The sequence below is a fragment of the Roseibium sp. SCP14 genome (assembly GCF_040329475.1).
Taxonomy (GTDB): Bacteria; Pseudomonadota; Alphaproteobacteria; order Rhizobiales; family Stappiaceae; genus Roseibium.
Window position 1 is genome coordinate 593,371 of sequence record NZ_JBDZYH010000005.1, and the last position, 6,427, is coordinate 599,797.

The 6,427-nt window shown below is 57.3% G+C and carries 7 protein-coding genes; all 7 read right to left on the reverse strand.

Annotated features, from left to right (window positions below):
• Window positions 1–166 precede the first annotated feature (166 nt).
• Window positions 167–865, reverse strand: coding sequence for a NapC/NirT family cytochrome c (locus tag ABLQ08_RS22810; RefSeq protein ID WP_352946822.1), 699 nt, complete (start codon window positions 863–865; stop codon window positions 167–169).
• Between the two features lie 24 nt (window positions 866–889).
• Complete coding sequence (locus ABLQ08_RS22815; protein ID WP_352946824.1) at window positions 890–1,333, reverse strand: nitrate reductase cytochrome c-type subunit; 444 nt, start codon at window positions 1,331–1,333, stop codon at window positions 890–892.
• A 21-nt stretch (window positions 1,334–1,354) separates the two neighbouring features.
• On the reverse strand, window positions 1,355–2,275 hold the full coding sequence (gene napH / locus ABLQ08_RS22820; protein WP_352946827.1) for a quinol dehydrogenase ferredoxin subunit NapH: 921 nt from the start codon (window positions 2,273–2,275) through the stop codon (window positions 1,355–1,357).
• Entirely contained in the window at window positions 2,272–3,102 is an 831-nt protein-coding gene (gene napG / locus ABLQ08_RS22825; protein ID WP_352946829.1) for a ferredoxin-type protein NapG, read from the reverse strand. Before napG ends, napH begins: the two co-directional genes overlap by 4 nt.
• A 21-nt stretch (window positions 3,103–3,123) precedes the next feature.
• Window positions 3,124–5,625, reverse strand: coding sequence for a nitrate reductase catalytic subunit NapA (gene napA / locus ABLQ08_RS22830; protein WP_352946831.1), 2,502 nt, complete (start codon window positions 5,623–5,625; stop codon window positions 3,124–3,126).
• Between the two features lie 12 nt (window positions 5,626–5,637).
• Window positions 5,638–5,901 carry a chaperone NapD gene (locus tag ABLQ08_RS22835; RefSeq protein ID WP_352946833.1) on the reverse strand — a complete coding sequence of 88 codons (264 nt, stop codon included), beginning with the start codon at window positions 5,899–5,901 and terminating at the stop codon, window positions 5,638–5,640.
• Between the two features lie 289 nt (window positions 5,902–6,190).
• The coding region (locus ABLQ08_RS22840; protein ID WP_352946836.1) for a hypothetical protein at window positions 6,191–6,427 on the reverse strand (237 nt) is incomplete at its 5' end.

Genomic DNA, 6,427 nt, shown 5'->3' on the forward strand with positions numbered 1-6,427 from the left:
TCCATACGGACACAAACTTGTCTTGTTGTTCCAACTGAAGCAGCAGCGGGACGCTCCGAAACGCCGGCCTTTGCTCTACAAAGGCGCATCGTTTTTCCGACCGATGGTCGATCCGCAACAAAAAAGGGCGCCTCAAACGGCGCCCTTTCTAAATTCGGCTCGCGAATTACTGCTTCATCGAAGCCTTGGCTTCCTCGATGTCGCGCTTTTGCGGCTCGATCTCGCCACTTTCGACCAGCTCGGTGACAACGCCGCGGTAAGCTTCCAGGTAATTCGGCGGCAGATCGTGAGCGACGCCCTGATGACAGTCGATGCAGGTCAAGCCGTCATCCAATGCTTTCTGGTGGTTTTGCGCCGCCCGGTTTTCCTGCTGAGTGAAGTCCATGTAGTCGAACGCGTGGCAATTCCGGCACTCCTGACTGTCGGTCTTCTTCATGCGGGCCCATTCGTTGGAGGCAAGATGGATACGTTGATCCTTGAACTTTTCCTCCGTCCAAATGGAGCGCGTGACAAAGTGGCCGTAAAGCTCTTTCGTCGCGGCGATCTTGCGGGCCAGCTTCGGTCCCCATTCTTTCGGAACGTGACAATCCGGGCAAGTTGCGCGCACGCCCGAGCTGTTGTTCTGATGAACCGTGCCCTGATACTCGGCGAACACGTTGTCCCGCATCTCATGGCAGCTGATGCAGAAAGTCTCCGTGTTCGTCATTTCCAGAGCCCAGTGAAAGCCACCCCAGAACAGGACGCCGATAACGATGCCGCAGAGGGTCAGAAAGCCCACTGAAAGAGAAACCGACGGCCTGGCGATAAAACGCCACAAACGCTTCAGGAGACCCGGCTTTTTGGCTTGATTCTCATGGTCAGCCATTTTGTGATCCTTTTAAGCTTGGCGTCAGTTCGATGCTTCGAAAGTATTTTCGATCAGAGCCGGCGCATTCACCTGAGGAACGTGGCACTGATTGCAGAACCAGCGTGTGCCGGACACGGAATCGAGTTGCTGACCGTCACGATCGAGATAGTGAGTCATGGAAAGCGTCGGCGCGCCTCTGTCCCCGGCATTGGTCCAGTCGTGACAGGACAGGCATTCGTTGGCAGCAAGATCGATCTGATACTGTTGGGTCTTGTGCGGAATGAGCGGAGGCTGCTGGCGATAGCTTCGTGAAACGCGGCCTTCGTTCGGGCGGAAGATATCCTCAACCGCGACATGCTCATCAACCGCTGCCCCTCTCAAGGTCTGAACGCGATCATTGTCCGCGGCCTGTTGCGCCAGCGCGATACCACCTGCAGCAAGCGGGACTGCAATCGTCAGAACACCAAATATGCCTAGTTTTCTCATGTCACTACCTCCTTTGCTTGCTCAAGCGGCTTTGTTTGCCTTGGGCGCAAGACTGGATTTTTCTCTTACGCGGCCGGAACTTGGCCGCGTGTCGAACCGGTGGGTAAATTCAAAGACGTCGACCGAGCAGACATCGATGCAGCGGCCGCAATTCGTGCAGTCCGGAGACAGGATGATTGGCGTGTCGGCCTCCTGACCGCGCAGGGCGGGCGTGATCACATGCATCTCGGGGCAAACGGCAAAACAATCCATGCAGTCGTCGCAGGCGGCGCGCTTTGATGCTGTCACCCGCAGGACCGAGCGGTTCCCGAGCAACCCGTAGAAGGCTCCGACCGGACACAGGTGACCGCACCAGCCCCTGCGGGCAATGATCAGGTCGAACAGGAAGACGCCGATTACAAAAGCCCAGGCAAACCCGACACCGAAGATGAGCCCCCGATGAACCATTGAGACGGGGTTGACGAACTCCCATGCGATGGTGCCGGTCACAACCGAGACGACCAACACCATGGCAAGCAGGAAGTAACGCGTCTGCCGCTTGGGCTGCCAGCCCTTGGGCAGATCAAGCTTCTGATGCAGCCAGTGCGCAGCGTCCGTGACCGGGTTGATCGGGCAGACCCAGCTGCAGTAGACGCGCCCGCCAATGAGGGCATAGGCAACGCCGACGATGAGGGCACCGATGAGGGCCGTCAGCTCCGGAATATGTCCGGTGACGACGGATTGCAGCAGCACGAAGGGGTCGGTCAGCGGCAGGACGTCGAAGGTCAGGGAACCGGCGAGATTTCCCTTCACCCACCAGATGCCGAACCAGGGGCCTATCAGAAACAGGCTCAGAAAGAAGAGCTGCGAGAAACGGCGTAGCAGCAGATATTTGTGAGCTCCGATCCAGCCCTTTTCCGCGATTGCTTCAGAACCGACAGGGAGTTTGGTCTTGGCACTCATTGCCCCGCCCCTCCATTCGGTAACGAAAAGGTTGGCTTGAAGTCCTCGATGTAGCCACCAGGCGCTTCGAGGTTATCGGTTCCCGGACCGGGTAAACGATCCGGCAGGTCGATCAATTCATCGACGATTGGCTGGTTGTCTTCCCATCCAAGACGGTAATGCTCGGCGGCTTCCGCCCTGGCAATACGGGCCGGCAGAACCTTGATTGCCGCGTCTTTGGGCAGGACACAGGACTTTTCGCACTTGCCGCATCCGGTGCATTTATCGGCGTGTACGGTCGGCATGAAAATCGCGTGGTGACCGGAGCGCGGGTTATGCGATTGCTCCAGCGTGATCGCCTCATCGATCAGCGGACAGACCCTATAACAGACGTCGCAACGAAGACCTAGTGCGTTGAGGCAGTTTTCGAGATCGATCAGTACCGCGACCCCCATGTCCGCGTCATCGATCGTTTCAAGTCCCTTGTCGAGCGCTCCCGTCGGACAGGCGGCGACGCAAGGGATGTCGTCGCACATTTCGCAGGGAATATCTCTCGCCGTGAAGTAAGGCGTTCCCGTCGACGGAACTTCAGTACCGAGTTCCGCCAGTTTCAGGGTGTCATAAGGACAATCGCGGACGCAAAGGCCGCAACGGATGCAGGCGGACAGAAAGTCCTGTTCCGCCAGCGCACCGGGTGGCCGGATGGCTGTCGCCGGGAGCGCACGCGCGCCCGTTGCCAGCCAGGCCAGCCCCATGCCCGCCAAGGCACATCCCGCAACACCGCGCGCCGTGTCGCTCAAGAAGCGGCGGCGGTCAGGGTTCTTCGGGTTTGTCTTTGCGGCGGACATGGCTTTTCTCTGCCTAGTTCATCAGGCGCGCTGCACCTTGCAGGCGCATTTCTTGAAGTCGGTTTCCTTGGAAATCGGGCAGGTGGCATCAAGCGTCAGCTTGTTGACCAGCTGGCTTTCATCGAACCAGGGATAGTACACCGAACCGCGCGGTACCTTGTTGCGGCCCCGGGTTTCGACGCGGCTCAAGACATCGCCCCGGCGGGTCGAGATGGAGATTTCCTGACCACGGCGCAGACCGCGCTCCTTGGCATCTTCCGGATGCATGTAGACGACTGCTGACGGGAAAGACCGGTGAAGTTCAGGCACGCGGCGCGTCATGGAGCCTGAATGCCAGTGTTCCAGAACACGGCCGGTGATCAGCCACAGGTCATACTCTGCATCCGGGACTTCCGCAGGCGGTTCGTACGGAGCGAAGATGATGTTCGCCTTGCCATCCGGTTTGCCGTAGAACTTGACCCCTTCGCCTTTCTTGACATACGGATCGTAGCCTTCGCGGAAGCGATAGAGGGTTTCCTTGCCGTCCACCACCGGCCAACGCAGGCCGCGAGCTTTGTGGTAGGTGTCGAAATCCGCAAGATCATGGGCCTTTCCACGGCCGAATGCGGCGTATTCCTCAAACAGTCCCTTCTGGACGTAGAAACCGAAATATTCGCTTTCGTCATTGCCGAAGCCTTCGGCGGTTTCCGACAGCGGGAACTTGTCCACCTGCCCATTGGCATACAGCACGTCGAACAGGGTCTTGCCCTTGTATTGCGGGTTGGCGTCGAGAATTTCGGCGGGCCAGACCTCATCCGTAGTGAAGCGCTTGGAGAACTCCATGACCTGCCAGACGTCGGAACGGGATTGACCAGGAGCCTGGACCTGCTGGCGCCAGAACTGGGTGCGGCGTTCCGCATTGCCGTAGGCACCTTCCTTTTCCACCCACATGGCAGTTGGCAGAATGAGGTCTGCGGACAAGGCAGTGACTGTCGGATACGGATCGGAAACAACAATGAAGTTGTCAGGGTTCCGGTAACCGGGGTATCCCTCCTCGTTCATGTTGGGAGCGGCCTGCATGTTGTTGGTGCACTGAACCCAGTAGGCGTTGATATCACCGTCCTTCAGCTTGCGGTGCTGCAACACTGCGTGAGCCCCGACCTTGCCGTTCAACAGGCCCTTGGGAAGTTTCCACTTCTCTTCGGAGAATGTCCGATGCGCTTCCTTCGCAACAACCATGTCCGCCGGCAGGCGGTGGGCAAAGGTACCGACCTCACGGGCGGTGCCGCATGCCGATGGTTGGCCTGTCAACGAGAACGGCGAATTGCCTGGCTCGGAGATCTTTCCGACCAGCAAATGCACGTTGTACATCAGTGAGTTGACCCAGGTGCCGCGGGTATGCTGGTTGAAACCCATCGTCCACAGGGACATCACCTTGCGGTTCGGGTCGGCATATTGCTTGGCCAGGCGCTCGAGTTTTGCCGCCGGAACACCGGACAGCTCAGAAGCTTTCTCCAATGTGTATTCGGAGACATATTCCTTGTACTCTTCGAAGGAAATCTTCTCGATCTTGCCGTGCTTGCCTTCATGCGCCGGGTTGGCAGCTGCCTGTTCCAGCGCGTGTTGCGGACGCAGGCCATAGCCTATGTCTGTATTGGTCTTGGTGAAATTGACGTGGTTGTTGACGAAGTCCCAGTTCACCGCGTCGTTCTGGATGATGTAGTTCGCGATGTAGTTGAGGATTGCCAGATCCGTTTGAGGCACGAAGATCATGCCATTGTCGGCAAGCTCGAAGGAACGATGCTCAAATGTCGAGAGAACGTGAACTTCCGCACCCGGTTTGGTCAAACGTGTGTCGGTCAGGCGGGACCAAAGGATCGGGTGCATTTCCGCCATGTTGGAGCCCCACAGCACGAACGTGTCTGCGTGCTCAAGATCATCGTAGCAACCCATCGGTTCGTCGATACCAAAGGTCCGGATGAAACCGGCAACGGCCGATGCCATGCAGTGGCGTGCATTCGGGTCGATGTTGTTGGAGCGGAACCCCCCTTTCATCAGCTTGGAGGCTGCATATCCTTCCCAGACGGTCCATTGACCGGAGCCGAACATGCCGATGCCTTCGGGCCCCTTTTCCTTCAGCGCCGCTTTCCACTTGTCAGCCATGATGTCGAAAGCTTCATCCCAGGAAACCGGGGTGAATTCGCCATTCTTGTCATAAACACCGTTGGTCTTGCGCAGCATCGGCGTCGTCAGGCGATCTTTGCCGTACATGATTTTCGACAGGAAGTAGCCCTTGATGCAGTTCAGGCCCCGGTTGACCGGCGCCTCCGGGTCGCCCTGTGTCGCAACAACACGACCGTCTTTGGTACCGATCAGGACGGAACAGCCGGTTCCGCAAAAGCGGCAGGCGGCTTTGTCCCAGCGGATATCGGGCTTACCAACCTGCGCAGCAGCGCCTTCGGGCAAAGCGATACCAGCGGCTGACGCTGTTGCTGCCGCCGCGGTTGCTTTCAGAAAAGTACGACGGGAAGTATCTAATGTCATGTTATCGCCTCCTCAGAGCGCAGGGGCCGCGGCCTCACTGGGGCCGTTCGGTTCGAATTGGTGGTAGGTAAGCGTGACGGTCAGGACGCCCGGCACCTGATGAAGATCCATGATCAGATCCGAGGCCGTTTTGCCTTCGATGTCTTCAACGGTGACAACGAGGCGCCCGTTATCGTGAGCATGGACCTCACAGCCGGTCATACTTTCGATTTCGGCGATGACCTGATTGGCAATGTCCGGGTTGATGTGGACGAGGCACCCGCAAACGTTCAACATGACGTCTCCTCGTTGGTAGCCGGTTCGGTTAAGGGGAAAATTGAGCGAAGAGTTGCGTGTTGCCCGGCTAGAACCGGCAACAGACAATGAGCGTTGGATTTTGAAGAATATCGGTTTCCGGCCCGGCGATGGTGGTTGTTAGCACTAACCACATGCCTGGGTATCTGAAGATCGGAACATTCGTTGGAACGGCCTTGAGAAAAGGCCAGCGTGATAAGTTGGTCCTGCATGGCCTGCCTACACCTGTTGAGGTAATGGCTAGCACAGGTTTGAGGTGTATCTCCTTGACCTAAATCATTTCGCAACTGCGAAAGTTCTTCTTATCGACCTGATTCTCAATCCCTTTTGAATGCTGCTCCGCACCACATGCCACTACACTTCTTTGTTTTATTTTTAGTTTTGAACGCCAAAAAGCCCGCTGGTTTTCACCATGCGGGCTTTTTTTGTAATTTGGTTTCGTGAGGGGGCTTTTATGTTCGCGTTGCTCGATTGCGCTTCGTGCTTCGCCCTTGTCGTGAACCGCAAA

Excerpts from the sequence above, each read along its gene's own strand:
- napA (WP_352946831.1), bottom strand. The coding sequence starts at position 5,625 with ATGACATTAGATACTTCCCGTCGTACTTTTCTGAAAGCAACCGCGGCG.
- ABLQ08_RS22815 (WP_352946824.1), bottom strand. The coding sequence starts at position 1,333 with ATGAGAAAACTAGGCATATTTGGTGTTCTGACGATTGCAGTCCCGCTT.
- ABLQ08_RS22810 (WP_352946822.1), bottom strand. The coding sequence starts at position 865 with ATGGCTGACCATGAGAATCAAGCCAAAAAGCCGGGTCTCCTGAAGCGT.
- napG (WP_352946829.1), bottom strand. The coding sequence starts at position 3,102 with ATGTCCGCCGCAAAGACAAACCCGAAGAACCCTGACCGCCGCCGCTTC.
- ABLQ08_RS22835 (WP_352946833.1), bottom strand. The coding sequence starts at position 5,901 with ATGTTGAACGTTTGCGGGTGCCTCGTCCACATCAACCCGGACATTGCC.
- napH (WP_352946827.1), bottom strand. The coding sequence starts at position 2,275 with ATGAGTGCCAAGACCAAACTCCCTGTCGGTTCTGAAGCAATCGCGGAA.